Origin of the sequence: Sphaerochaeta associata (assembly GCF_022869165.1) — a bacterium.
Taxonomy (GTDB): Bacteria; Spirochaetota; Spirochaetia; order Sphaerochaetales; family Sphaerochaetaceae; genus Sphaerochaeta; species Sphaerochaeta associata.
In genome coordinates, this window is sequence record NZ_CP094929.1 from 760,217 (window position 1) to 784,706 (window position 24,490).

General features: G+C 50.0%; 27 protein-coding genes. 17 read left to right on the plus strand and 10 right to left on the minus strand.

Annotated features, from left to right (window positions below; genetic code table 11):
* Window positions 1-56 precede the first annotated feature (56 nt).
* The 8 genes from MUG09_RS03460 (at window position 57) to MUG09_RS03495 (ending at window position 8,657) form a co-directional block, all read left to right on the plus strand.
* On the plus strand, window positions 57-974 hold the full coding sequence (locus MUG09_RS03460) for a carbohydrate ABC transporter permease (RefSeq protein ID WP_244773590.1): 918 nt from the start codon (window positions 57-59) through the stop codon (window positions 972-974).
* Window positions 971-1,840 carry a carbohydrate ABC transporter permease gene (locus tag MUG09_RS03465; protein WP_244773592.1) on the plus strand — a complete coding sequence of 290 codons (870 nt, stop codon included), beginning with the start codon at window positions 971-973 and terminating at the stop codon, window positions 1,838-1,840. Before MUG09_RS03460 ends, MUG09_RS03465 begins: the two co-directional genes overlap by 4 nt.
* 25 nt (window positions 1,841-1,865) lie before the next feature.
* Window positions 1,866-2,576 carry an HAD family hydrolase gene (locus MUG09_RS03470; RefSeq protein ID WP_280529403.1) on the plus strand — a complete coding sequence of 237 codons (711 nt, stop codon included), beginning with the start codon at window positions 1,866-1,868 and terminating at the stop codon, window positions 2,574-2,576.
* On the plus strand, window positions 2,573-4,651 hold the full coding sequence (locus MUG09_RS03475; RefSeq protein WP_244773602.1) for an ADP-ribosylglycohydrolase family protein: 2,079 nt from the start codon (window positions 2,573-2,575) through the stop codon (window positions 4,649-4,651). The genes MUG09_RS03470 and MUG09_RS03475 overlap by 4 nt, the downstream gene beginning before the upstream one ends.
* Before the next feature lie 9 nt (window positions 4,652-4,660).
* Complete coding sequence (locus tag MUG09_RS03480; protein ID WP_244773603.1) at window positions 4,661-4,921, plus strand: citrate lyase acyl carrier protein; 261 nt, start codon at window positions 4,661-4,663, stop codon at window positions 4,919-4,921.
* A complete protein-coding gene (locus MUG09_RS03485; RefSeq protein WP_244773605.1) occupies window positions 4,918-5,778 on the plus strand; it encodes an HpcH/HpaI aldolase/citrate lyase family protein in 861 nt (286 codons plus the stop codon). The genes MUG09_RS03480 and MUG09_RS03485 overlap by 4 nt, the downstream gene beginning before the upstream one ends.
* Complete coding sequence (gene citF, locus MUG09_RS03490) at window positions 5,775-7,190, plus strand: citrate lyase subunit alpha (protein WP_244773607.1); 1,416 nt, start codon at window positions 5,775-5,777, stop codon at window positions 7,188-7,190. The genes MUG09_RS03485 and citF overlap by 4 nt, the downstream gene beginning before the upstream one ends.
* A 249-nt stretch (window positions 7,191-7,439) precedes the next feature.
* A complete protein-coding gene (locus MUG09_RS03495; protein WP_244773609.1) occupies window positions 7,440-8,657 on the plus strand; it encodes an ATP-binding protein in 1,218 nt (405 codons plus the stop codon).
* A gap of 71 nt (window positions 8,658-8,728) precedes the next feature.
* Here MUG09_RS03495 and MUG09_RS03500 read toward each other — a convergent pair whose 3' ends face one another.
* From MUG09_RS03500 to MUG09_RS03520, 5 genes are all read right to left on the minus strand, one after another.
* Window positions 8,729-9,394: an amino acid ABC transporter permease gene (locus tag MUG09_RS03500; RefSeq protein ID WP_244773611.1), complete on the minus strand. Its 666-nt coding sequence runs from the start codon at window positions 9,392-9,394 to the stop codon at window positions 8,729-8,731.
* A gap of 4 nt (window positions 9,395-9,398) precedes the next feature.
* Complete coding sequence (locus MUG09_RS03505) at window positions 9,399-10,052, minus strand: amino acid ABC transporter permease (RefSeq protein WP_244773613.1); 654 nt, start codon at window positions 10,050-10,052, stop codon at window positions 9,399-9,401.
* Window positions 10,053-10,124: 72 nt separating this feature from the next.
* Window positions 10,125-10,922, minus strand: a complete 798-nt coding sequence (locus tag MUG09_RS03510; protein WP_244773616.1) for a transporter substrate-binding domain-containing protein — start codon at window positions 10,920-10,922, stop codon at window positions 10,125-10,127.
* A gap of 46 nt (window positions 10,923-10,968) precedes the next feature.
* Window positions 10,969-11,718 carry an amino acid ABC transporter ATP-binding protein gene (locus tag MUG09_RS03515; RefSeq protein WP_283401299.1) on the minus strand — a complete coding sequence of 250 codons (750 nt, stop codon included), beginning with the start codon at window positions 11,716-11,718 and terminating at the stop codon, window positions 10,969-10,971.
* A 455-nt stretch (window positions 11,719-12,173) separates the two neighbouring features.
* A complete protein-coding gene (locus tag MUG09_RS03520) occupies window positions 12,174-12,767 on the minus strand; it encodes a hypothetical protein (RefSeq protein WP_244773617.1) in 594 nt (197 codons plus the stop codon).
* A 443-nt stretch (window positions 12,768-13,210) separates the two neighbouring features.
* Here MUG09_RS03520 and MUG09_RS03525 point away from each other — a divergent pair, with 443 nt between their 5' ends.
* The 6 genes from MUG09_RS03525 to MUG09_RS03550 all read left to right on the plus strand — a co-directional run bounded on the left by MUG09_RS03525 (window position 13,211) and on the right by MUG09_RS03550 (window position 16,679).
* On the plus strand, window positions 13,211-13,570 hold the full coding sequence (locus MUG09_RS03525) for a type II toxin-antitoxin system RelE/ParE family toxin (protein WP_244773618.1): 360 nt from the start codon (window positions 13,211-13,213) through the stop codon (window positions 13,568-13,570).
* Window positions 13,567-13,875 (plus strand): helix-turn-helix domain-containing protein, encoded by a 309-nt coding sequence (locus MUG09_RS03530; RefSeq protein WP_244773619.1) that lies wholly within the window; start codon window positions 13,567-13,569, stop codon window positions 13,873-13,875. Before MUG09_RS03525 ends, MUG09_RS03530 begins: the two co-directional genes overlap by 4 nt.
* Before the next feature lie 251 nt (window positions 13,876-14,126).
* Window positions 14,127-14,402 (plus strand): type II toxin-antitoxin system RelB/DinJ family antitoxin, encoded by a 276-nt coding sequence (locus MUG09_RS03535; RefSeq protein WP_244773620.1) that lies wholly within the window; start codon window positions 14,127-14,129, stop codon window positions 14,400-14,402.
* Window positions 14,395-14,673, plus strand: coding sequence for a type II toxin-antitoxin system YafQ family toxin (locus MUG09_RS03540; RefSeq protein ID WP_244773621.1), 279 nt, complete (start codon window positions 14,395-14,397; stop codon window positions 14,671-14,673). The genes MUG09_RS03535 and MUG09_RS03540 overlap by 8 nt, the downstream gene beginning before the upstream one ends.
* Before the next feature lie 349 nt (window positions 14,674-15,022).
* A complete protein-coding gene (locus MUG09_RS03545) occupies window positions 15,023-15,787 on the plus strand; it encodes a type IV toxin-antitoxin system AbiEi family antitoxin domain-containing protein (protein WP_244773622.1) in 765 nt (254 codons plus the stop codon).
* A complete protein-coding gene (locus MUG09_RS03550) occupies window positions 15,762-16,679 on the plus strand; it encodes a nucleotidyl transferase AbiEii/AbiGii toxin family protein (RefSeq protein ID WP_244773624.1) in 918 nt (305 codons plus the stop codon). Before MUG09_RS03545 ends, MUG09_RS03550 begins: the two co-directional genes overlap by 26 nt.
* Window positions 16,680-16,968: 289 nt before the next feature.
* Here MUG09_RS03550 and MUG09_RS03555 read toward each other — a convergent pair whose 3' ends face one another.
* Complete coding sequence (locus tag MUG09_RS03555; protein ID WP_244773625.1) at window positions 16,969-17,403, minus strand: nucleotidyltransferase substrate binding protein; 435 nt, start codon at window positions 17,401-17,403, stop codon at window positions 16,969-16,971.
* 1,592 nt (window positions 17,404-18,995) lie between these two features.
* Window positions 18,996-19,400 carry a sugar phosphate nucleotidyltransferase gene (locus tag MUG09_RS03560; protein ID WP_244775357.1) on the minus strand — a complete coding sequence of 135 codons (405 nt, stop codon included), beginning with the start codon at window positions 19,398-19,400 and terminating at the stop codon, window positions 18,996-18,998.
* Here MUG09_RS03560 and MUG09_RS03565 point away from each other — a divergent pair.
* Window positions 19,332-19,493 carry a hypothetical protein gene (locus tag MUG09_RS03565; RefSeq protein ID WP_244773627.1) on the plus strand — a complete coding sequence of 54 codons (162 nt, stop codon included), beginning with the start codon at window positions 19,332-19,334 and terminating at the stop codon, window positions 19,491-19,493. The genes MUG09_RS03560 and MUG09_RS03565 overlap by 69 nt on opposite strands.
* Here the strand turns inward: MUG09_RS03565 and MUG09_RS03570 are convergent.
* Both MUG09_RS03570 and MUG09_RS03575 read right to left on the minus strand, forming a co-directional pair.
* Window positions 19,462-19,824: a nucleotidyltransferase substrate binding protein gene (locus MUG09_RS03570; RefSeq protein ID WP_244773629.1), complete on the minus strand. Its 363-nt coding sequence runs from the start codon at window positions 19,822-19,824 to the stop codon at window positions 19,462-19,464. The two genes, MUG09_RS03565 and MUG09_RS03570, sit on opposite strands and share 32 nt — an antisense overlap.
* 284 nt (window positions 19,825-20,108) lie before the next feature.
* Window positions 20,109-21,296: a transposase gene (locus MUG09_RS03575; protein ID WP_244773639.1), complete on the minus strand. Its 1,188-nt coding sequence runs from the start codon at window positions 21,294-21,296 to the stop codon at window positions 20,109-20,111.
* Between the two features lie 383 nt (window positions 21,297-21,679).
* Here MUG09_RS03575 and MUG09_RS03580 point away from each other — a divergent pair, with 383 nt between their 5' ends.
* The gene (locus tag MUG09_RS03580) at window positions 21,680-22,114 is read left to right on the plus strand and encodes a hypothetical protein (RefSeq protein WP_244773641.1); all 435 of its coding nucleotides are present in this window, start codon (window positions 21,680-21,682) and stop codon (window positions 22,112-22,114) included.
* A 31-nt stretch (window positions 22,115-22,145) separates the two neighbouring features.
* On the opposite strand, the gene MUG09_RS03585 is transcribed toward MUG09_RS03580, so the two are convergent.
* Entirely contained in the window at window positions 22,146-22,712 is a 567-nt protein-coding gene (locus tag MUG09_RS03585; protein WP_244773644.1) for a hypothetical protein, read from the minus strand.
* A 539-nt stretch (window positions 22,713-23,251) separates the two neighbouring features.
* Between MUG09_RS03585 and MUG09_RS03590 the strand changes: the two genes are divergently transcribed.
* Window positions 23,252-24,415 carry an ABC transporter substrate-binding protein gene (locus tag MUG09_RS03590; protein ID WP_244773646.1) on the plus strand — a complete coding sequence of 388 codons (1,164 nt, stop codon included), beginning with the start codon at window positions 23,252-23,254 and terminating at the stop codon, window positions 24,413-24,415.
* Window positions 24,416-24,490 lie beyond the last annotated feature (75 nt).

Sequence of the window (24,490 nt, forward strand, 5' to 3'; positions counted from 1 at the left end):
GGGAATCGACACCAAGTCCCTTCCCGGATGCCTTGCAGGCAAAAGGCTACTGACAGATGGTAACAAAACAGGTAAAACGATCGAAGGCTGCCGTGAAGGAAGCCCTGTGTGGATATCTCAGTATCTCCCCGTGGGTGCTGGGCTTCATTGTCCTCACATTCATCCCTATACTCTCAACAATCTACTACAGTTTCACCCGCTGGACGATGATGGACAAACCGGTCTGGATCGGCTTGGAGAACTATATTCACATGTTCACCAAGGAGCCTCTTTTCTATCAATCGGTCAAGGCGACAGCACTCTATGTGCTCATGTCGCTGCCCGTGATACTCATCTTCGGCGTGCTCCTCTCGCTTCTGCTGAATATGAAGATCAAGGGGATGAACTTCTACCGAACACTCTTCTACATCCCCGCCGTCATTTCCGGAGTCTCCATAGCAATGCTGTGGACGTGGTTGCTCCAACCCGATGTAGGCATCGTCAACTCTGTGTTGAGCTTTTTCGGCATCCAGGGACCCAAATGGTTCTGGGATCCGAAATGGGCCCTGCCTTCAGTGGCAAGCATGAGCCTATGGAAGGTGGGAGGAAGCGCAGTCATCTATCTGGCAGGCCTGCAGAACATCCCGCCGCAACTGTACGAGGCGGCACGAATCGATGGAGCCGGCAAGCTGCGGATTTTCTTCAAGATCACCATCCCCTTGCTCACTCCAACGCTCTTCTTCCAGCTCATCATCCAGATGATCGAGGCCTTCAAGGTTTTCACCGAAGCCTACGTCATCACCAAAGGCGGTCCCTTGAAAGCCACCTACTTCTACCTGCTCTACTTCTATGAGGAAGGCTTCCAGCACTTCAACACCGGCTATGCCTCCGCCCTGATCCTGGTTCTGGTCGTCATCATCATGGCGATGACCATGTTTGTAAACTATACATCCAAGCGTTGGGTGTACTATGAAGGGGAGGACAAAGCCCGATGAAAACCGAAACAACCTTCGAAGCAATGAAGCGAGCTCATCGGCGGAGGCAAATCACCACATCGGTGGTCACCCACTCCTTCATGATCCTGCTCTCCGTCATTTTCCTGCTTCCGATTTTCTGGATGTTCTCTACTGCCATTAAAAGCCGGTGGGATATTTTCCTTTGGCCGCCGGTGTTGTTCCCTGAAGTCCCCCAGTGGGTGAACTTCCGCGACGTATTCACCCGCGTTCCCATGTTTCGCTTCATCGGCAACACCTTCTACCTGATAGTCCTCAAGACCATCGGCGAGTTGCTTGCCGTCCCCTTGATCGCCTACGGCTTCGCCCGTTTGAAGTTTCCCGGTAAAGGAATTTTCTTCATGCTGGTGATCAGCACGATGATGATCCCCCTGCAGACCAAGTTGATCCCCCTGTACTCCATGTACGTCAAGGCAGGTATGATCGACACCTACTGGCCCTTGATCCTCCCTGCCTTCAGCGGCACCCCATTCTTCATATTCCTCTTGATCCAGTATATGAAGACGATGCCGCGAGACCTGGATGATGCGGCGAAAATCGACGGGGTGGGCACCTTCGGAATCCTCTACCGGATTTTACTGCCGCTGTGCATTCCGGCCTTGACCATCATCGTGACCTATACCTTCCTCTGGACGTGGAATGAGTTCCTCCAGCCGTTGATCTACCTGAACTCCTATGAGAAGTTCACCATCCAGATGGGCCTTGAGATGTTCAAGGGAATCTGGAGTGTTGAGTGGAACCTTCTGATGGCTGCCACGCTTTCGACCATGACACCGGTCCTGGTCATGTATTTCTTCGCTCAGAAGCATCTCATCGGTGGTATCGCATCGGTGGGTATGAAAGGTTGACAAGGGGGATCCTGTGCCGATCAAGGTGGTAACATTTGATTTTTGGGGTACTTTGTACCGTAACACTGTTTCATTGAAGCATGAGCGCAAGGACCGAATCCGGGCCGCCTTCGACCGGTGCGGCATCACTCATATCAGTGACGAGCAGATCTACAAGGCCATGGAGAACTCCTGGCTCTTGTGGGACGACATCTGGCGCAAGGAGCAGCGCACCCTGCCGGTCGCAGAGTTCCTGGGCCTGGTCTTCGGCGAGCTTAAGATCCAGCTGCCCGAGTGGGTGATCGACGAGCTTTGCCATACGCTCCAGGAGGCGGTATTCACCGGAAATACCGTGCCCACCGACCACATTGTCGAGGTTGTCGCCGAGCTCTCCAGATCCTACAAACTCGGCATCATCTCCGATACCGGAGTCTCCTCGGGCAAGTACCTTGGCCGGCTCATCGAACGCGACCATCCCGGTAAATTCTCCTTCGGTCTCTACTCCGATGAACTTGGCATGAGCAAACCGGCACCCGGAGTGTTCCAGAAGGTGCTGGACATCAATGGGTGCAAAGCGGACGAGGTGGTGCACGTAGGAGACCTGAAGCATACCGATGTCCTGGGAGCCAAGCAGGCGGGGATGTACAGCGTACGCTATAGTGGGGTCCGTGACGACATAGGCGAAGGCTTTCCCGAAGCCGATTGGGTCATCACCGACTATCGCGACTTGACTGAAATCATAAGGGGTATCAGATGAACATACTGCCGGAACGCTATCGACAGCGAGTCTATGCCGGATGGATTGGCAAATGCATCGGCGTGCGCTTCGGCGCTCCCATCGAGAACTGGACGTACAAGGAGATCAGGGAGAACCTGGGAATCCTTGACGGCTACCTTCCCCTGCAGCCGGGCAAGTTGTTCAAGCCCGACGATGACACCGCCTTCCCCATGGTCCTGATCAGGGCCCTTCGTGATTGGAAGGGTGAAATCTCAGCCGAAACCTTTGCCGAGGGAATGCTCAACTACCTTGCCGACCAGCGCGGCACCCTGTGGTGGGGGGGCTACGGCATCTCCACCGAACACACCGCCTACTTGAACCTCGCAAATGGAATTTCCCCAAGCATCTCCGGCTCGGCAGCCTTGAACGGCAGTGCTCTAGCCGAGCAGATCGGAGGCCAGATCTTCAGCGATATCTGGGGCCTTGTCTATCCGAACAATCCTCTTGAGGCTGCCCGCATCTCTGAGATGGCTTCAAGCATCTCCCATGACGGCGAGGTTTTGCAGGGTGCCCGCTATATTGCCGCTCTTGCCAGCCTTGCCTTCAGCTTCACCTCCTCAGAGAAGCTGGTCAGAGATGCCCTGATCGCCCTCGATACCGACTCCATCTACGCACAGATGGTGCATGCGATGCTCGCCTTTCATGCAGAGCACCCCCACGATTGGGAAGCGGCCTATCACTATGTTTTTGAGAACTTCGGCTACGACCGATATGCCGGAGTGGTGCCGGTAATCCCCAACGCTGCCGTCATTGTACTTGCTTTGCTCTACGGCGAAGGGGATTACTCGCGCACCATCTGCATCGGCAACATGTGCGGTTGGGACACCGACTGCAACGTGGGAAACCTTGGAGCCATCATGGCCGTTGCAGTAGGCTTGGAGGGAATCGATGAGAAGTGGCGCTCTCCGATGCAGGACGAACTGGTACTTGCCAGTATAATCGGGGCGGACAATTACCTCGATATCGCCGAGTGTGCCGACCGCATTGCCGATTGCGCAGAACGCCTGGCCGACATACGTTCAACGCGAAAACCACAACGCTACCACTTCTCCTATCCCGGCTCTACACAGGGTTGGAAGATCAGTGGAGAGGAACCCAAGATCGTTCAGCTCTGGAATACCAATACCGACCCTGCCCAACAGACCCCCGGCCTGTGTGCCGTAATCAAGAAGCTGGGTAAGAAGAGCAGTGCCTCCTGGTATGTGAAGACTTCCGTGCACACCAAGGAACTGACGGCAAACTACTACGGGGCCTCATTCTCTCCCAAGCTCTATCCGGGACAGAGGGTGCATGCAACCCTGCATCTGCCTGAAGACCAATGCCCGAATCTGCTTGCCAGCATCTACATCCGGGATCGAAACACTGGATTGACCCACCAAAGCCAGGGTGTTCGTCTCAGTGGTACAACCAAGCTCGAGTACGCCATTGAACGTATTGAGAATGCCCACATCTCGGAAGTCGGCATCGTGGTGCACCACACCGGTGAAGGTTTGGTGAACGCCAAGGTAATCCTCCAGAACCTTTGGTGGTCGGGCGAGGCCGACTACTGCCTGGACTTCTCCAAGGAGCGGGCCGAGGCGGGAGCCATCACCCAATGGACGTTCCATCGCGGGTTCTGGCGGCTTGAGGATGCTTCCTATGTCGGCAGCGGTCCGCAGGATGCAGAGACCTACACCGGCTCCCCCGACTGGGCCGACTACTCCTACTCCGCCCGCATACGAAGCGATATAGGATCCGGTCATGGTATTCTTGCCCGGGTGCAGGGGTATCGCCGCAGGTATGCATTGGTTCTTTCTGCAAGCAACCGTATTGTTTTGCTCAAGAAAAACAAGGGACAGAGTATTGAACTGGGTAGTGCAACGCTTCTGAATGCCGATGACGAACACCTCCTCACCTTGCAGGTGAAGGCAAATCATCTGACGGCTCTTGTCGATGGGAAGGTGGTGCTCGAGTATACCGACGAGCAGGACCCGTACCTGAGCGGGCAGGTCGGCTTGTTGCAGGGCGGCGGCGGACGCATGACCTGCCTCTCTGTCGATGTCCGTCCAAACTGAGGCTTGTCCATGAGCGGCGTCAGTGCAGGAAAAGCCCAGAAGGGAGATGTGCTTGTGACCATCAGCGAGCCTGAGAGTGATCTCAGGCTCACGGTGACCTCAACGGTGCAGGGTCTCTATGGCAGGAGAATCGAGGCGGTCTGCAAAGAATTGCTTGATGACCTACATATTGTCAAAGGACACTTTGAGGTTGTAGACCAGCAGGCTTTCGACTGTGTCATCCGGGCCCGGCTGCGCTGTGCCATCGCCCGCATGGGAGGCTTGCTATGAGAAGTTGGCTCTATACACCGGCGAATACCCCCTCGCGGATGATCAATGCAGGAATATACGGCAGTGACGGGGTGGTGTTCGACCTCGAGGATTCCATTGCTCCTGACCAAAAGGACGAGGCACGCTTCCTGCTTGAGGAGATGCTGGGCGTCATCAAGGCGGATCTACAGAGGCAGGGCATCCTTTGCAGGCTGGCAGTGCGAATCAACGGCTTGGACACAGCATGGTGGCAGGCCGATTTGAGTGCATGTCTCCATGCAGGTGTACAGCTGGTCAGGGTACCCAAGGTTGAATCTCAAGCTGATGTACACCGAATCAGTGCATATCTGGACCAATTGGAAGCAGAGTTGATGCTTCCACCAGGAACCACCAAAATCCAAGCATTGCTGGAGACGCCGCTTGCAGTGGAGCATGCGTTCCTCATTGCGAGTGCTTCTGCAAGAATTGTCGCCTTCTCCTTTGGTGCCGAGGACTACTGTGCCGCCCTGGGACTGCGAAGGAAGGAAGCCTCGCTTGCCCTCGACTACCCGCGCTCGCGCATTGCCAGTGCCGCTGCAGCCTTCGGCTTGGAAGCCTACGACTCGGTCTGGGGTTTCTTGGACGACCAGGCAGGATTGATCGAGGATGCAAAACGCTCCCGTTCATTGGGCTTCTGCGGCAAGTCGGTCATTCATCCCAACCAGATCAATGTGATCAATGAAGTCTTTTCGTTCTCCGCCCAAGAGGTCGAGGAAGCGAAGAGGATAGTCGAGGCTGCAGAGGGCACGACCTCTGGTGTGCTCTCTGCAAAGGGAAGAATGGTGGACAAGCCGGTGGTGCTTTGGGCCAGGCGGGTGCTTGAAGGGAGAACGCAATGAAGGAAGTCCTGACTCTGAAAGAGGCGATCGCACGAAGTGGCCTAACGAGTGGGATGCGCATCAGCTTCCATCACCACCTTCGCCTGGGAGACAGGGTGGTCGGCCTTGTGTTGGATCTCCTTCAAGAGATGCACTTCGCCGATTTGACGTTGTGCGTTTCCTCCATTATGGGAGAGGCTTGCGAGGCTGTGCTTCGAGCAGTCAGAGCCGGGGTGGTAACGCGTATTGAGACCACCGGTATGAAGTCACCGCTCAGTGAAGCGGTGCTGAACAATGAGGTTCCCCATCCGGTTGTATTTCGCACCCATGGGGGGCGTGCCCGCGCGATTGAAGAGGGGCAGACTCCGGTCGATGTCGCCTTCATTGCAGCCTCGGCTGCCGATAGGCAAGGCAATCTGAACGGGACTTCGGGTCCCAATCCCTTCGGCTCGATGGGGTATGCACATGCCGATGCCGAATATGCAGGGTATGTAATCGCCATCACCGACTTTCTCAGTGAAGAACCTCTTGCCTATCAATCGATCAAGGCAAAGCTTGTCGATGTTCTGGTCAAGGTTGACTCCATCGGTGAGAGCGAGCAGGTCGGCGGTGGTTCTCTGAGAGTCTCTCAGAACCCCACTGAGCACCTCATTGCCGAGCGTACCTTGGCGGTTATGCAGGCAGCTGGGACCCTGAAACCGGGCTTCAACTATCAGGCGGGCAGCGGCGGCATTTCGCTGTTGGTTACCAATCTGCTTGAACAGTATATGAAGCAGCATGCGCTGCAAGGCGGCTTCGCTTCGGGTGGTATTACCGGGACCTTGGTCCGTATGGCCAAGGAGGGACTGTTTCATACGCTGTGGGATGTCCAGAGCTTTGACGGCGAGGCCGCCCTTTCTGTTGCTGAGAACTCATTTCATAAGGAGATGAGCGCCTCCTTGTATGCCAATCCCAACAACCCCGCCTGCATCGCCCATCAGCTGGATGTAATGATTCTCTCGGCTACCGAGGTAGACCTCGATTTCAATGTGAACTCCGTATCCGGCACCGACGGCCGCATTCTCGGGGCCTTGGGCGGCGGCCCCGATACCGCCTATGGGGCGAAGCTCACCATTGTGGTGCTGCCTTCCTTCCGTGGCCGTATTCCTATGATCAACAAAGAGGTTAATCTCATCTGCACTCCCGGCAGCGATGTGGATGTCGTGGTGACCGAACGGGGGATTGCGGTCAATCCAAACAGGGAAGACCTTCTCAAGGCTCTCAAGCAAGCCAATCTCAAGCCCATTACGATAGAAGAGCTGATGATGCGCATCCACGCTCTTACCGGAGAGCCGATGCTGCCAAAGAAAGAGGGCAGCGTGGTTGCCGTGGTGGAAGACAGGTATGGGAAGAAACTTTCACCGTTGTACTCGTCTCTGGATACCCAGGACTGACCATTTCTGATCGGAGCAGTGGTTTTTGGATATTCACCTCGAATCATTGTGGGGCATCCAAGCCATGGGTTGGCTTTGGAACTGAAACGTAGCCATTGGGCTAAAACACTATTCAAACCGCTGTCTTGCGATTCCGGTGGAACTTATGGAGGTTGTACCTGGTATCGATAGTTTCTTCTATAAAAGAAACTTTTGTTATTATATAGAATTTGTGCTATCATAAGAGAAACTCCACAGGAGGTGCTTCTTATGATCGTTCGTAAAAGCTATATGAAACAGATTCTTGATTTCCTGGATAAACCAGTAATTAAGGTAATCACCGGCATGCGGCGGTCAGGCAAAAGCGTCCTCTTGGAGCTCATCAAGGAGGAAGTCCTTAGACGCGGGGTTAAAGAAAGTCAGATTTTCTCAGCCAACTTCGAATCATTGCAATTTGAAGACTTGAAAAACTATAAGGCATTGTACGGGGCAATAATCGCAGCGGCAAAGGCTGCAAACGGCAAATTGTACTTGTTCATCGACGAAATCCAGGAAGTCGAATCATGGGAGAAGGTAATCAACTCAGTACGCATTGATTGTGATTGCGATATGTATATTACCGGTTCCAATGCAAGGCTGCTTTCGGGAGAGTTGGCGACGTTGCTTTCGGGACGCTACATTGAAATCCCTGTCTACCCACTGTCATTCAGTGAGTATCTTGAGTTTGCAGGAAACAACGAGGATGAAAAAGGGCTTAGCCACGAACAACATTTCTCCAATTTCCTCCGGTATGGAGGGCTTCCGGGAATCCACGAGATGAAATGGGAAGATGCGGCCTTGCTCAGATACTTAACTGACATATTCAACTCTGTGCTGCTTAAGGATGTAATCAAGAGAAACAAGATACGCGATATACATCTGCTCGAAAGGATTGTGCAGTACCTGCTGGACAATATTGGGAACACGTTTTCAGCAAAGACTATTTCCGATTTTCTGAAAAACCAGGGAAGGAAACTCAGCTCGGAGACAGTATACAACTACATTAATGCACTGCAGAGTGCATTCTTGATTCACAAGGTTCCTCGCTTTGACATCAAGGGAAAACGGCTTCTCGAAACCCAAGAGAAATACTTTGTCTCTGACCTTGGTCTGCGCCATGCAACGATCGGGTACCGTGACAATGATATCGGCGCTCTATTGGAAAATGTCGTGTTCCTCGAGCTGCTTCGCAGGGGATACAGCGTACATATTGGGAAGCAAGGCCTCTCTGAGGTTGACTTCGTTGCTGGCAAAGCCGATGAGAGACTGTATGTCCAAGTGTGCTACATCCTTACAGAAGACAATACGGATCGCGAATTTGCTCCTCTTGAGGCCATTGATGATAATTATGAGAAGATAGTACTTTCCACCGACTCCTTGATCAGCTTCAATCGTAATGGTATCAAGCAAAGAAATATCATTGACTTCCTGTTGGAAGGCAACGGTTGACCGGTTTCTGACCGGATTATTGTTGAGACTAAGGTTAAACCGCTATCTTGCGATTCCTGTGGACTTTAAGCTCAGAACCGTATTCTCTTGGCAATGGTGAGTACTGCTATATTGGCCACATAATAGATGAGGGCGGTCAAGGCATAGAGTACTATGACCTGATAGGAGAACTTGAACTTGCCCATTATGATGGTGGTGTTCATCATCAGCTCCGATATCCCCACCACCTGCAGAAAGGAGGTGTCCTTCAGGCAGGTCACGAACTGACCGAGCATGGGAACCAGGATTTTGCGCAGTGCCTGGGGGAAGATGATGTAGCGAAGGGTCTTATAGCGTGAGAATCCCTGGCTCGCTGCAGCTTCCCACTGTCCTTGGGGGATGCCGTTCAATCCTCCCCGAAGGATTTCGGCCACCATTGCACTGGTGAAGACGGTCATCGCAACAATGCCCGAAAACACGGCCTTGTCAGGGATGCGGATTCCCAGGATGACGGAGGGAAGCAGCAGCCGGAAGCTGAGGATGAACAGCAGCAGGGGGATGTTGCGCACCGAATCGATGTAGATGGCCGCAAGCCTTGCTCCCATGCCTTTCCCAAGGTATCGGGCTATTCCGAGGACAGAGCCGAAGAGAAAGCTCAAGATGATGGATATGGTTGCGATGAACAACGTCATTCCCAAGCCCTTGAGCAGGAACACCAATACTTCTGAAACACTGTAGGGGGCGAATAATTCCAACATGCTCTCACCTCACTTTTGACTCAAGGGTCTTTACCAGCCTGCTCAAGGGGAGGCAGATACTCAAATACAGCAATCCTGTCACCAGGAAAGTGGGGCCGTACACTGCGGTTTCGCTCGCCCAGGAGTCGGTTCGGTACATCAAATCACCTCCTGCGATCATGGCGAGGACCGAGGAGTTCTTGATCAGGTTCACTGCCTGGTTGGTCAATGAGGGGAGGGCGATTTTCATTGCCTGGGGGATGATCACATGGAACATGGTTTGCAGATAGGAAAAGCCTTGGCTCATCGCCGCTTCCGATTGCTGCTTGGGTATGGCCAGTATGGAGGCTTCCACAACGGCGATGCCGAAGGCTCCGGTGTACAAGGCCAGGCCCAGACAGCCGACACTAAAGGGGGAGAGGACTACTCCCATCCGGGGCAGGACGTAGTAGAAGAAGAAAATCTGTACAACCAAGGGAGTGTTTTGAAAGAGGCTCATGTACAGCCAGAGGATGCTCTTGCCGGTTCTTGCATGCGAGCAGCGAACCAAGCCTCCTGCAAGGCTTATGAGTAGGGTGAGGACCAGGGCAAGCAGGGAGACGACCAACGTCATCCCGAAGCCGGCAAGGAATATTGAAAAATCAGTGAACAGGCGTTCCCACATCCATAATTTGAACACAAAGTACTCCCTTTTGGCTTGAAATAGATCCTACCCCCTTGTTACAGGGGGTAGGAAGAACAGAACAGATGGTTATCGCAAACCCCATGCGGTAAGCATCGAACTCATTGCACCGGTGGCCTCCAAGTCGGCTATGGTGGCATTTACTGCGTCAAGCAGGGCGGTATTGCCCTTCTTGACGGCGATACCGTAATCCTGCTTGGCGAAGCGTTCGGCAAGCAGCATGGTTGAATCTTCCATGTAGCCGTTGAGGATGGCGAAGTCCACGCTGAAGGCGTCGACTCTTCCACTGTCCAGGGCTACCTTGATCTCCGGGTAGGTGGCAAATTCACTGAACTTGAGCGTAATTCCCGCTTCTGCGGCCCCGGCTTCCAGGCTCTTCTTGGTGGTAGCACTCTGCGCCACCCCGATGGTTTTTCCTGCAAGGTCGGAGAAGACGGCATAGGGTGATGATTTCTTAACCATCACGGCCACTGCATCGACATAGTAGATGGTGGAAAAGTCCCAGCTCTTGCGGCGCTCTTCGGTTACGGTGAAGGTTGCGGCAACCATGTCCAGCTCACCGGTGTCCAAGAGGGGACCTCGTGTTTTTGCGGTTACCGGTGTGAGTCTGATTGCATTCTCATCGCCGAAAATCCTCTTTGCAACGGCTTTTGCCAGGTCGATCTCAAACCCTTCGATTTCCCCGGTGTTGATGTTCTTGTAGCCGAAGGAGGGAACGTCGACTTTGCAGCCGACACTCAAATAGCCTTTCGCTTTCACAGCGGACAAGGGGTCGGAAGCGGCAGCCTCTTTCGTCCCTGCGGCGGACAGGGGGGAGAGCAGTACGATGAGCAACAGAACAGCAACAGAGCATGTGACGTTCTTCATGAGATTCCTCACTTGCAAGAGATTATTTTGTCCAGCAACACCGGACTCAGGCGCTTTTCAGGATTTTTGAGAGGAACTGCTTTGTTCGTTCCTGCGTGGGGGTGTTGAACACTTCATCCGGGCTTCCGTCTTCGACAATGCGTCCTCCGTCAAGGAAGAGCACCCTGTCGGCGATGGACCTGGCAAATCCCATTTCATGGGTTACCACCACCATGGTTATGTTCTTCTCGTGGGCGATTGTTTGCATGATCTCCAGCACCTCGCTGATCATCTCGGGGTCGAGGGCGCTGGTGGGCTCGTCGAACAAGAGCACCGGTGGTTTCATGCACAGTGCCCGTGCTATGGCAACGCGCTGCTGTTGGCCGCCTGAGAGCTGGGCAGGGTAGGCATGCGCCTTGTCCTGCAATCCTACTTGTACAAGGTGTTCCATCGCTGATTGCACGGCGGCAGAGCGAGTCTCTTTTCTCAGCTTCTGGGGAGCCAGGCACAGGTTGTCCAGCACCGTCATATGGGGATAGAGATTGAACTGCTGGAAGACCATCCCGATTCCTTCGCGGATCTTGCACAGTTCACGACCCTTCTTGGCCGTCAACTCCTTGCCCTCCACCACGACGGTTCCTTCCTGGGGGCGTTCGAAGAGGTTGATGCATCGCAGCAACGTGCTCTTGCCGCCCCCCGAGGGGCCGATGATGACGGTTTTCGATCCATAGGGGATGTCGAGGTTGATTGCATCGAGTACTTGCAATGATCCAAATCGCATGGTCACATCCCTCAGGCTGATAATCGGTGTACTCATAAGGTTCTCCCTCCAAGGATAAAAAAAAGAAGCCCAGCACGCGCTTTGCGTGTTGGACTTCTTTGTCTTGGCGCCATTCTATACAGAATTTGGATGTTTATGCAACCGGTATGTAATAAGAACGGAAATTATGTTGACAGCGTAGAAAAACCATGCTTGGAGAACCTGTTTTGGTGCCTTATATTCGGAATTAGGGTTTTTTAAGTAGAAATCCTTCCCTTCTAGGTAAATTTGCCTTGGTTCCTCCTCTTGTTTGCTAGAATTCAGTTTCTTGAATATCAGGTGAAGCAACAAGAGTAGCTATACCCAAAAAGATGGTTTCTGTGTATGACGGGTTTGGCTTACTCAGGGGAGAGGCATATGCGATGGAGGATTTGGAGATATTTCTGCATGCTTTTCATGTTTGCCTTTGCCACGGTGCAAAGCATGTAGGCAGGATCAGGGAACTTCTTTAATTACTGCTCGGTCATAGGACCCCAGGATGCCTTGCCGGGGTCAAACTTGAGTATCTGCAGCGATGAAATCAGGTAACTCTCAAATTTCAGATCATCCACTCCTGCAATCGGGGCGTATTCGCCGATGAACAATACGGGATCTGTATCTGAATTTGTCATCAGTTTTTGATAATCAAGTGCGTAGGGGTAGTATGATTCTTGTGATTCTCCATATCCGACGAGAACCTTCGCATCAGCTTTGGTGAGCAGTAAATGAGAGAATTCCTGGTAGCCTCCAGCTTGGCCGTCCAGCTTGTTTTCATGTTCGAAGGCCACCCTGATCCGCTTCAGCCAAATTGTATCGGCTTTATTCCATGTGCAGCAATTTTTAGGTACAAGATCTTCTCTGCTGTAAAAAGCATAATCGAGAGAGTAGTACTCCGGCTGCACAAGCAAGGACAATCTATCGGCCAATTCGAAAACAGTGCTGCGAATGTAGGATGTCATGGTCTTATTGGACCGAAAGGCAGCGCAATACTCAGTATACGAATCCTTGATGATTTCAAGCCAAAGGCGATGAATTTCCTGCAACCTCTCAACAGCCTGTGTCTCCATGCACAATACCCCCAAATACGTATCTGCTTTGAGGGTATCACTTTTCTCTCGTGAAAGAAAGGAAATCCCTCCTGTGGTTGATGTGGGCCTTTTTGGATATCCAATTTGCATGAGATGGATGAATGAAATGCTCTGTAGACCTGCTGCCCGAAGTTGCCCTGCAACTTGAATAATCTTGGTTTCCAAGCATTCCTGCATATCTCGAGTGAAGCATATCCGAATAAAAGCAACCTTATTGCGTATGTTGGATCGGGTGAGGTCCTGAGGGTAAAGAAAGTGGTTCCGAATTATGAAGGCACTGAAATGATTGGCTTCCCTTGTTGACCAAGGCCTATCGGCCTCCGACCAACTTTGCCGGTACATCGGCATCTCCAGTCCTCTATCAGTTTCTGTGGTTGGAGTCTTGACAAACCCTATTTGATAGGGTTAATATTAGGTGGTTTATGGTTTTATTTCTTGAATTTGTCATGATGCCGGAGTTCGATCGACAATGGAAACGCCTCGGACTTGGCGATGAGGATCTTCGAAGACTTCAGAAGCAGTTATTGGAGAATCCTAAGGCAGGCAGTGTGATAAGAGGCACCGGAGGGTTACGTAAGGTGCGGATTGCTTTCCCTGGGCGTGGTAAGAGCGGGAGTGGTCGGGTAGCGTATGTGGATTTCACACCGTATAGGACAATTTATTTGATTACGGCATATGCAAAAGCAGACAAGGATACTCTGTCGGCTGTGCAAAGAAATGAAATCGCAAATATGATTGCCATGCTTGAACGAAGTATGAAGAAACAGGAGCTGCACAAATGAGTGTATATTCGAGTATAAAGCAGGGGCTTGATGAAGCCGTCAAATATCAGGATGGAAAGGTCAATGCAAGGAAGATCCGAATTGTTGTAAAGCCGGTGGAGACATTCAGTGGTGAGGATATCAAGAGAATCCGTCAGAATGTTGGTTTGAGCCAGGTTGTTTTCGCATCCTCCCTTGGGGTGTCAAAGAAGACGGTAGAAGCATGGGAGTGCGGCAGAAATACTCCCGAAGGGCCTTCACGCAGGCTTCTTCAGTTGATCAGGGACTATCCTGAGATGATTGATCAATACCTGGTCAAAGCATAGCTGATGGTACTTTGGACGCTTAGACCTGCCTACTAAAGTCACGGCTCATTCCGGGGCGTTTAATTCCGAACAACGACCCAAACAGCAGCTTGGCTCTCAGGCACAAAAACACTCATCTTACGATTCCTGTGGACTTTTTGGAATCCGTACCTGGCACCGATGGTTATAGTCAATGTACATACAAAGCATTTACATTAGACATGTAATTTACTATACTTGAAGTGAGGATTAGGATGAGAGGAGAATATAATATGGCAGGAAAAGCTGACACCAGTATGACGATACGGATGAACCGGGATGTAAAACAGCAAGCACAGCAGATTTTTTCCGACCTTGGGATGGACATGTCTACAGCAATCAATATTTTTTTAAGGCAGGCAATCAGTTTCAAGGGCCTTCCTTTTGAAGTAGCTCTTCATACTCCCAACGAAGTTACGTTGGCTGCAATGGATGCGGCTGAACATGACAAAGACATGCATGGCCCTTTTGAAAGTGTTGCCAGTTTGATGGACGCCTTGGATGCTTAAGCTGGAATTTACAGGTCAGTTTAAGAAAGACTATAAATTGGCGATTAAGCGAGGTTGTAATCCAAGTAAGTTGGAGCAGGTCATCACGCTTTTATGCAATGAGCAGCCGTTGCCGGAGGTCTACAGAGATCATGCGCTTGTCAATTCCAGAAACTACACAGGTATGCGAGAATGCCATATTCAGCCGGATTGGTTACTTGTTTACAAAGTTGTTCAGCAAGCACTTATCCTGAAATTGATTAGAACTGGAACGCATAGCGATTTGTTTTGAGACTTCTTCAATAACAACGAGAATCATCAGATTGCAACAACCCTGCTTTTGCGATTATCTTGCATGACAAAAAAAGCCAAAGGTTGACCATTACTGATCAGCCTTGTGGGTTTATTGGAACTTGTACCCGGAACCCTGTTTCTCAAAACCCTTGACTTAAACCGCTATCTTGCGATTCCTTTGGTTTTTTGGAATCCATACCTGGTTTCGATGCTTGTTTATTATAGTAAAATTATACATACATATGGTATGAAAAAATAAAAAAAGATAAACTTGACTTCAGTTTATATATTGAACATAATACAGAGTATATGTATGGATATTTTATATATAACGAACTGGAGGATGTATGGCTGCATTGGATTCAAGTATGCAGGAAGGATTGCTCGTTGATAGAGCATGGTTTGGCCGGCAGGGGATAGAATCTACTGCCGTGGATTATTACCTCCGTTCCGGCAAAATTGAATCTTTGGTGCATGGTCTCTACAGAAAACCAGGGCCGCCGTTGAAATGGCAACAGGTCGTGTACTCGCTGATTGTACTCGGTCATGATGTTCATGTCGGACACTTGACTGCCTTGAGTTATCACGGGTATGAGCATACCTTGAAGCTTGGTGTTGCACAGCGTATTAGATTGTACAGTACCCGGAGTCTTCCGTCATGGGTTGGGAAGGTGGATATCGGTCCTGGCTTCATCAAGATGAAACGCAATCTGTTTCCCGATGGTTCAATCGGGCTAATTAACGTTTCATTCGGGACATGGGATTGGCCGATACCGTATTCATCTGCTGAACGTGCGTTTATCGAATTGGCAAGCACCCTTGAGACACGAGAAGACATCCTGCAGGCAAAATTAATGTTGGAAGGAGCTGCCAACCTGCGGCCTATGCTTTTGCAGTCACTCTTGGAAGCTTGTGGCAATATACAAACGAAGCGATTGTTTCTTTGGCTTGCCAGGACCATAGGTCACCCTTGGTATAAGCATATCGACATATCCCGGATCAACCTGGGGACTGGAAAACGTCAGGTAGTAAGCGGGGGTACTCTTGATGCTCAGTTTTTAATCACCGTACCCAAGGAGGTCCAGGATGGACAACAAGAACCCCTATTTTAGGCAAGTTGAACTATTGGTTCGTATTCTGCCTTTGGTGGGAGAGCATCCATGTTTCGCTCTGAAAGGGGGGACTGCAATCAATTTGTTCTACCGGAATATGCCACGTCTTTCTGTTGATATCGATTTGGTGTACGTGCCGATAGGGGAGCGGGCACCATCGCTCGATACGATGACCCGGAATCTCAAGGGAATAGGTGATACTGTAATTGCACGGATTCCCAGTGCCAAAATCACATACTCTTCATTGAACCACACTGATTATATTAACCGATTGTTCATCGAAGCGGGGCGGGCAGTTGTAAAAGTAGAATTGTCACCAGTATTGCGGGGGACAGTATTTGAGCCTACTGTGATGAGAATAACTAAGGCTGCTGAGGAGATATTTGGATTTGCTGAAATACCGGTGGTATCGTTTGAGGATTTGTTTGCAGGAAAAATTATGGCTGCGCTGGATAGGCAGCATCCAAGGGACCTCTATGATATCAAGGGGTTACTCGAGGGAGAGGGAATCTCTGCCAGAATGAAGGAAGCTTTCATCGTGTATCTACTCTCGCATAATCGGAGGATTGTTGAAATTCTCAATCCAAACTTACTTGATATCAAGCAAACCTATGAGACCGACTTTGTTGGTATGACGACCGATCCGATTGCTCTGACGGATCTGATGGAGACAAGAGCCGAATTGATTCGGATTGTGCATTCCCTACTTGATGCACGGGACAAACAGTTCCTCATCGATTTTAAGAAAGGCCATCCAGATTGGTCCTACTTCAGCGTTCCTCACATCCAAGACCTTCCTGCCATCAAATGGAAGATGCACAATCTCGGTCAGACTGATGCTTTTCAAAGGCGACTCATGGTCGATAAGCTTAGAAGTAATTTAGATTGGTAAAGGAAAACTCTATGTCTGGATGGAGCTGTAAACCAATAAGGTCGTAGTCAGTGAAAAAAGTGTCTCCAAATCGAGCTCCTGTCCATCGAAAAGTGTCTACCAAAACGTACGCATAGCAAACCAAAGGCTGACCATTTCTGATCAGCCTTTGGTTTTATTGGATAGTGTACCTGGAACCCTGTTTCTCAAAACCCTTGATTCAAACCGCTATCTTGCGATTCCTGTGGAACTTTTGGAATCCGTACCTGGTACCGATGGTTGTCGCATCCGCAAGCCGAGTTTCTCAGCATCAGGTTTTGATATCATGAGCCAGTCCTTCGCAAGTTTTCTTAAGCTTTTTAAATGCGTGGATATACGTATTGATGACACGCCCTACAATTGCATTAGCCACTGCAATATTGTAGGTATGGCTGCTCAGGTTGCGATCACGTATCATCTCCATCCAAGTTTCCCCGTCTTCAATCAGACCAACGGCAAAAGCTTCTCGAACAGTGTCTTTTGAACCATAAAGTTGTTGAGTTCCCTGATCTTTAAGATAATCGCGGAGAACATTCCAACCCAATTCATGGGTGTTTTCAAAACAGTGAACAACTCCGTATTGTTCCAATGTACTCAGAAGTCTTTGGTTTGCCAGTGAGACGGCAGCATCCAATTGGTCGAGAGCCCGATTGTAATTTGATAGACGCTGAATCCAACGGATATCTTGTTGTTCTTCTATATGCATGCTTCTCCTGTATGCAAGTATGGCATGAAAATGGTTTTCTCTCAATTCTCATCATCTCTCTTCCAAAGAGAGATGCAGAAGCTGCCTTTCCCAATGAGAATGGGAAGTTGGCTGGAACATCATAAAGGAGCTTATCGGCAGGAAGGGAAGTGAGGTGGCTAATACGTCTGGATGGAGTGTTAACCAAAATGGTCGCAGTCAGTGAAAAAGTGTCTCCAAATCGACTCCTGTCCATCAAAAAGTGTCTACCAAAACGTACGCATAGCAAACCAAAGGCTGACCATTTCTGATCAGCCTTGTGGGTTTATTGGATGTTCGCCTCGGATTATTCCGGGGCGTTTCTTACTGAATAGCGACCCAAGCAGCAGCTTGACCTTTAGGCTCAAAACAAGCCAAAGGCTGACCATTTCTGATCAGCCTTGTGGGTTTATTGGATGTTCGCCTCGGATTATTCCGGGGCGTTCCCATCTGAACAGCGACCCAAACCGCAGATAGACCCTTGGGCTCAAAACAAACCAAAGGCCAATCATTTCTGATCAGCCTTGTGGGTTTATTGGATGTTCGCCTCGGATTATTCCGGGGCGTTCCCATCTGAACAGCGACCCAAACCGCAGATAGACCCTTGGGCTCAAAACAAACCAAAGGCCAATCATTTCTGATCAGCCTTGTGGGTTTATTGGATATTCGCCTCGGATCGTTCCGGGGCATTCCCATCTGAACAGCGACCCAAACCGCAGATAGACCCTTGGGCTCAAAACAAACCAAAGGCTGACCATTTCTGATCAGCCTTGTGGTTTTATTGGATAGTGTACCTGGAACCCTGTTTCTCAAAACCCTTGATTCAAACCGCTATCTTGCGATTCTTGTGGACCTTTTGGACTTTGTACCTGGTACCGATGGTTCTCCCTCAAGGACGCCCAAGGGGCAAAGGCTGCAGCATCCTCGCTGGGGATGTCACTGGCGACCTTCTACCGACACTGCAAAGAGAACCTTGGCAAAGGAGGGGACGAACCCTTCGTGTGAGAAGGCTACTCTCATAATTAATTACGAGAAGGAGCCGAGCAAACCGGTCTTGGGGTTGTCGCCTCAAGGCAGCTGAATGAATTGTGCATCATCTCTTGACCGGACCGGGAGAAAAGAAAGGAGGAGTAATGATTGAATGAACTGAGGAGAGACCGATATTGACAGGAAGGGATATGAGGTGGACTATAAGTCTGGATGGAGCTGTAAACCAATATGGTCGCAGTCACTGAGAAAGTGTCTCCAAATCGAGCTCCTGTCCATCAGAAAGTGTCTACTAAAACGTACGCATAGCAAACCAAAGGCCGACCATTTCTGATCAGCCTTGTGGTTTTATTGGATACTGTACCTGGAACCCTGTTTCTCAAAACCCTTGATTCAAACCGCTATCTTGCGATTCCTGTGGAACTTGTGGACTTTGTACCTGGTACCGCTGGTTTGTGAAGTGATTCCTTATTCCTGCATGATACTACAGCCTAAAGGCCGATGGTACAAAAAAGTGGCATAATCCATTACAAACAACAACGCCCGGTCTTGTGTCACCAAAACCGGGCGTTGCAGGGTAATGAACGTTATTGCTTGAGAAGACGGGAGCCGTCGAACTCCTGTTTGACCTGCTCGTAGCTTTGCAGGTTTCCTATGTCCCAGCGCTTTCCGGGCATGGGATAGGCGTAGACGGAAGTATGGCTGCACAGCCATGCTATGAAGGAGCCGGGAGCGTCGGTGTTGCACCCTGATTCTATGGCCTTGCGTATGAGAGGAAGGTCCTCCCTCTTGTAGACATAGAAGGGAGGGACGGCCCAGTTGCTCTTGGGCTCCCTGGGTTTCTCCTCCATCAACAACACCTTGTCCGAAGAATCAATGGTTGCCACGCCTGTTCTCTGCAGTGCCGTCAAGGAAGGTTCATAGTGGCGCATGATGCAGGTGGACTGCTTTCCTGTAAAGAAGGAGACAAAACCGGAGAGGGAGAAATCCAGGAGGTTGTCCCCTGCCAGGACGAGCAGGTCCTCGTCGATTTCCTGCTCTTCTATGTGAATGTCAAGGAGTTTTTCCCCCTACAATTGCATTAACCACTGCAATATTGTAGGTATGGCTGCTCAGGTTGCGATCACGTATCATCTCCATCCAAGTTTCCCCGTCTTCAATCAGACCAACGGCAAAAGCTTCTCGAACCGTGTCTTTTGAGCCATAAAGTTGTTGAGTTCCCTGATCTTTAAGATAATCACGGAGAACATTCCAACCCAATTCATGGGTGTTTTCAAAACAGTGAACAACTCCGTATTGTTCCAATGTACTCAGAAGTCTTTGGTTTGCCAGTGAGACGGCAGCATCCAATTGGTCGAGAGCCCGATTGTAATTTGGTAGACGCTGATTCCAACGGATACCTTGCTGTTCTTCCATATGCATGCTTCTCCTGTATGCAAATATGGCATGAAAATGGTTTTCTCTCAATTCTCATCATCTCTCTTCCAAAGAGAGATGCAGAAGCTGTCTTTCCCAATGAGAATGGGAAGTTGGCTGGAACATCATAAAGGAGCTTATCGGCAGGAAGGGAAGTGAGGTGGCTAATACGTCTGGATGGAGCTGTAAACCAATAAGGTCGCAGTCAGTGAAAAAAGTGTCTCCAAATCGAGCTCCTGTCCATCGAAAAGTGTCTACTAAGCTTGAATTCGTAACCGGTTTTCTTACCATATGCTCGGGCACTTGTCGAAGTGCTTCTTTTGCGGCTTGACCTTGATCAGATCATAGCACAGGTTCTGCTTCTTCTTCGATTCATATGGGACCATGTCGCCATTGTCATACAGCTTGCACTTGTGGTTTCTCAATGCTCCAAGAGCCTCGGAGGTCGTCATCCGCTCATTAAGGAACAGCCTCTGAAGAAGGTGGCAGATGATCACGGCGAGGAATGAGACGAACACATGGCCGTCGAACGTCTCCTCGCTGTGAAGGCCGAGCTGTAAAAGCTCGGCACTGCCCTTTGCAATGTCAAAAACCTGTTCGATCTGGCCTCTGGTATAATAGAGGGGAAGGATCTCGGATGGGTCAAGCTCTTCTGAAGAGACCATCATGAACGTCCCGCACATGCTCCTAATCCTTTCAAGCTCCTCCCGATTCACCTTGTCCTCTATCGGGCCCGACAGGGCCTGTGCAGACTCTAGGCCCTGCATCTTCGTGTCAAGGACTATGTATGAATAGGCTTCGATGCTTTCAGCCAGAACACAGGGGACCTTCTTTATGTAGAGAACACGCCCATTGAAGGAGACGAGGTTTGCGGCATCCTCCAGCCCCGGCCTGTTGCGATTGAAAATCTCTTTGTACAGCTTCCGGTTCTTCTTGATCCTGGTCACGAATGCTATCTTCTTCTCATGCAACAATCTGATGTTGGCATCAGTATAGTAGCCGGCATCAAGGATTGCGAAATCCGTGCATACTCCCACCCTCTCGAGGTCGTCGATGGTGTTTGCTATCGTGGATGCGTCTATTATGTTGCCGCTGATGGTCCTTGCAGCAAGGGGAAGCCCTGTATTCCTTTCGCAGACGTAGATGAGCCTTGCCCCTTCATCGCATGACCCGTCATGATTCCAGACCTCCCTCTTGTCCATGGAGATTGCATTCGGCATGCCGGTGCTGTCTATGAGTATCCCGTGTATGCCGCTTCCGGACAGGACGGCCTCCATATACTTCCTTGTGAAACGGAGCTGGAGGTCGGGATCTGAAAGCTTTCTATACAGCTTGCTTATCTTGCTGCCAGACGGAACCGCATCGGGATACATCAAGCAAACGTAGCTTCCGTCCCACCAATCCCTCATATGCTCCCTTGCTTCGCCCTTGAGGATGTAGAAATAGACAAGCGACAACCAAAGGCTGACCATTTCTGATCAGCCTTGTGGGTTTATTGGATATTCGCCTCGGATTATTCCGGGGCGTTCCCATCTGAACAGCGACCCAAACCGTAGATATACCCTTGGGCTCATAGCAAGCCAAAGGCCGACCATTTCTGATCAGCCTTGTGGGTTTATTGGATGTTCGCCTCGGATTATTCCGGGGCGTTTCTTACTGAATAGCGACCCAAGCAGCAGCTTGACCTTTAGGCTCAAAACAAACCAAAGGCTGACCATTTCTGATCAGCCTTGTGGGTTTATTGGATGTTCGCCTCGGATTATTCCGGGGCGTTTCTTACTGAATAGCGACCCAAGCAGCAGCTTGACCTTTAGGCTCAAAACAAGCCAAAGGCTGACCATTTCTGATCAGCCTTGTGGTTTTATTGGATACTGTACCTGGAACCCTGTTTCTCAAAACCCTTGATTCAAACCGCTATCTTGCGATTCCAGTGGAACTTTTGGAGTTTGTACCTGGTACCGCTGGTTTTGAAAGCGGCAGCAAAGTGGTCTCGAGCTACAAGGACTACGACAGGGTCAATCATCTCAACAACGTCAACAGCTTTCATTCCCTGATTGAGCGATGGTACAACAAGATGGGTGGGGTTGCCTCCAAGTACATCAACAGGTATGCAGCTCTCTTCAATATCAGGTTCCAGGTTGGCAGGATGGATCCAAGCGAGGCTCTTCTGCTGGTCAAATCAAGGTTGAGAGGAATCAAGGGCAACAGCTTTGTGACAATCGAAAGGCTCAAGCAAGAAAAGCTGTTCAGCCCGCCTGAATTGAGATGGGAAGCAGGGCAAACGGCATGAAGTCACTATTTGTTAAAAACAGCCTTGATTTTTATGTATTATTTGTTAAAGTTACAGTCCATGTAGTCTCGTAGTCTGCACCAGCGCTTGCTGCCATCCACTCATCAGAATCCATAGTAATTATAAACTCTTTACTTGCCACTCTCATCCCAGTCACTGCAGCAGATCCTTCTGAAAAAAATGTAATTAGCTTGCCAGTCTCACTTTTAGAAACTTCCGTATCAGTTCCGTCGATAGTTACTTTATAACCAATACTATCGCTACCAGTTGAAGATACCATTGGTGTCATTGATGTTGAGATAGTGACATATCCTTTCTGGTTATTTAAATAGTTCATGTACAATGTCTCAGTCAGATCTGATTCAGAGAAGAGAACAGTTTTTATAGGTTTTAATCCAATAAAAGCTGCAATTTTTTGACCGAGAGATCCACCAAAAATACCCTCATTTGCAATTTTGAGTCCATATCTTGCATCAATAGTAGTGGTGAGAGTCAAGATTTCTTCAGTGTCATTGTCGAGGTCATCATATATCGAAGCCGCCCACACACCAACCATTCCGATTACCAGGACCAACAAGATAGCGATTGTCTTTTTCATTTTTTCCTTCCTTTTAGGAGCTCCTTTGCTGCTCCTGTGCAAGTTTCGTTTTAGCTGCTCTTTCCCTGAGCACACTTGTATAATAGGAACAAAAGAGACTTATGTCAATACTAAAAATAAAAAAGTAGAAAAATTTTGAAATATTTTTTAAGTATTTTATAAATGCATATAATAAATAGAAATAAAAAAATAATCTTATGCACCTACTTGTGACAACAGGCTGTACATAGTAGCAAACTAGCAAAACAGACGATGCAAGAACAATTCCTATTAGAGGTATTTCATGTTAGTAAACAGACGACATACGTTAGAAGTAGAGCAGAAGATGTAACAATAGCATTTGCACTATTGGTGTATGTTTATTCACTCTGACTCATGAAAAAGCCTGTTTTGACCGCAAAATTATTCAATTGGCGTAAAAAATGAAGAAACTTCTTGGAAAGTTACAGAAATTTTTACGTATAAATACACTTTTTACTTGTACAGATACGACAGAGAACGCAATAATAATTCATCTATGTATATGGAGGGCTCTTGTTATGAAGAAACTAACTGTGTGCTTGTTGGTTCTGTTGCTAGCCTCTTCCGTGCTCTTTGCCGCTGGTGGGGCGGAACAGAAGAGTGGGGCAAAAGAAATTGTGATCGGAGTATTCGAACCCCTCACAGGTGAAAACGGCGGCGGCGGCTACCAGGAAGTCCTGGGCATGCGCTACGCCAACAAAGTGTACCCCACTGTGAAAATCAACGGTGAGACCTACAGCGTAAGACTCGTCGAAGCTGACAACAAGTCTGACAAGACTGAAGCCGTCACCGCGGCCCAAAGCCTTATCTCAAGCGGCGCATCAGTCATTCTCGGCTCCTATGGTTCTGGCGTCTCGATCGCAGCCGGCGACATCTTCCTTGACAACAAGGTACCCGCCATCGGCGCATCGTGCACGAACCCCCAGGTAACCCTTGGTAATGACTATTACTATCGCGTATGCTTCCTCGACCCCTTCCAGGGCACCGTCATGGCCAACTTCGCTTGGCAGGAAGGTGCGAAGAAGGCAGCAGTCATCACCCAGCTCGGTGACGACTACTCCTCCGGTCTCGGAAACTTCTTCCTCCGTGCGTTCAAGGAACTGGGCGGCAGCGTCGTCAGCGAACAGCAGTTCCAGACCAACACCACCGACTTCAAGTCGATCCTGACCAACATCAAGGCAGCAAACCCTGACGTAATCTTCGCCCCGTCCTCCATCGCCACCGCCCCGCTCATCATCAAGCAGGCACGCGAGCTGGGTATCACGGCCAAGATCATGGCCGGCGACACCTGGGAGAACTCTTCTATTATAGAGAACGCAGGCGCGAGCGCTGAAGGCGTCGTCCTGTCCACGTTCTTCGACGATGCAGACCCTGCAACCGCCGAAGCAGCGAAGTTCATCGAAGGCTTCAAGAAGTACCTGGTCGAGAACAAGCAGCCGGACATCATCCCTGCAGTCTCCGCCCTCGGCTACGATGCCTACATCACAGCCCTGAAGGCCATCGAGATGGCAAATTCCTCCAAGGGCCCCGCCATTCGCGATGCATTGGCCAAGGTTGATGTGGAAGGCGTAACCGGACGTATCACATTCGACCAGAACGGCGATGCCGACAAGGACATGGCATTCATCAAGGTCGTTGAGAACGGCCAGTTCAAGTTCCTCAAGACCGTCAGCGTCATCTAAGCTCTGTTTCTTTGGCTGGGACAGATGTCCCAGCCAAGTCTCTTTTTTTTGTAGTCTGCTTTCTCTCTCTTATTA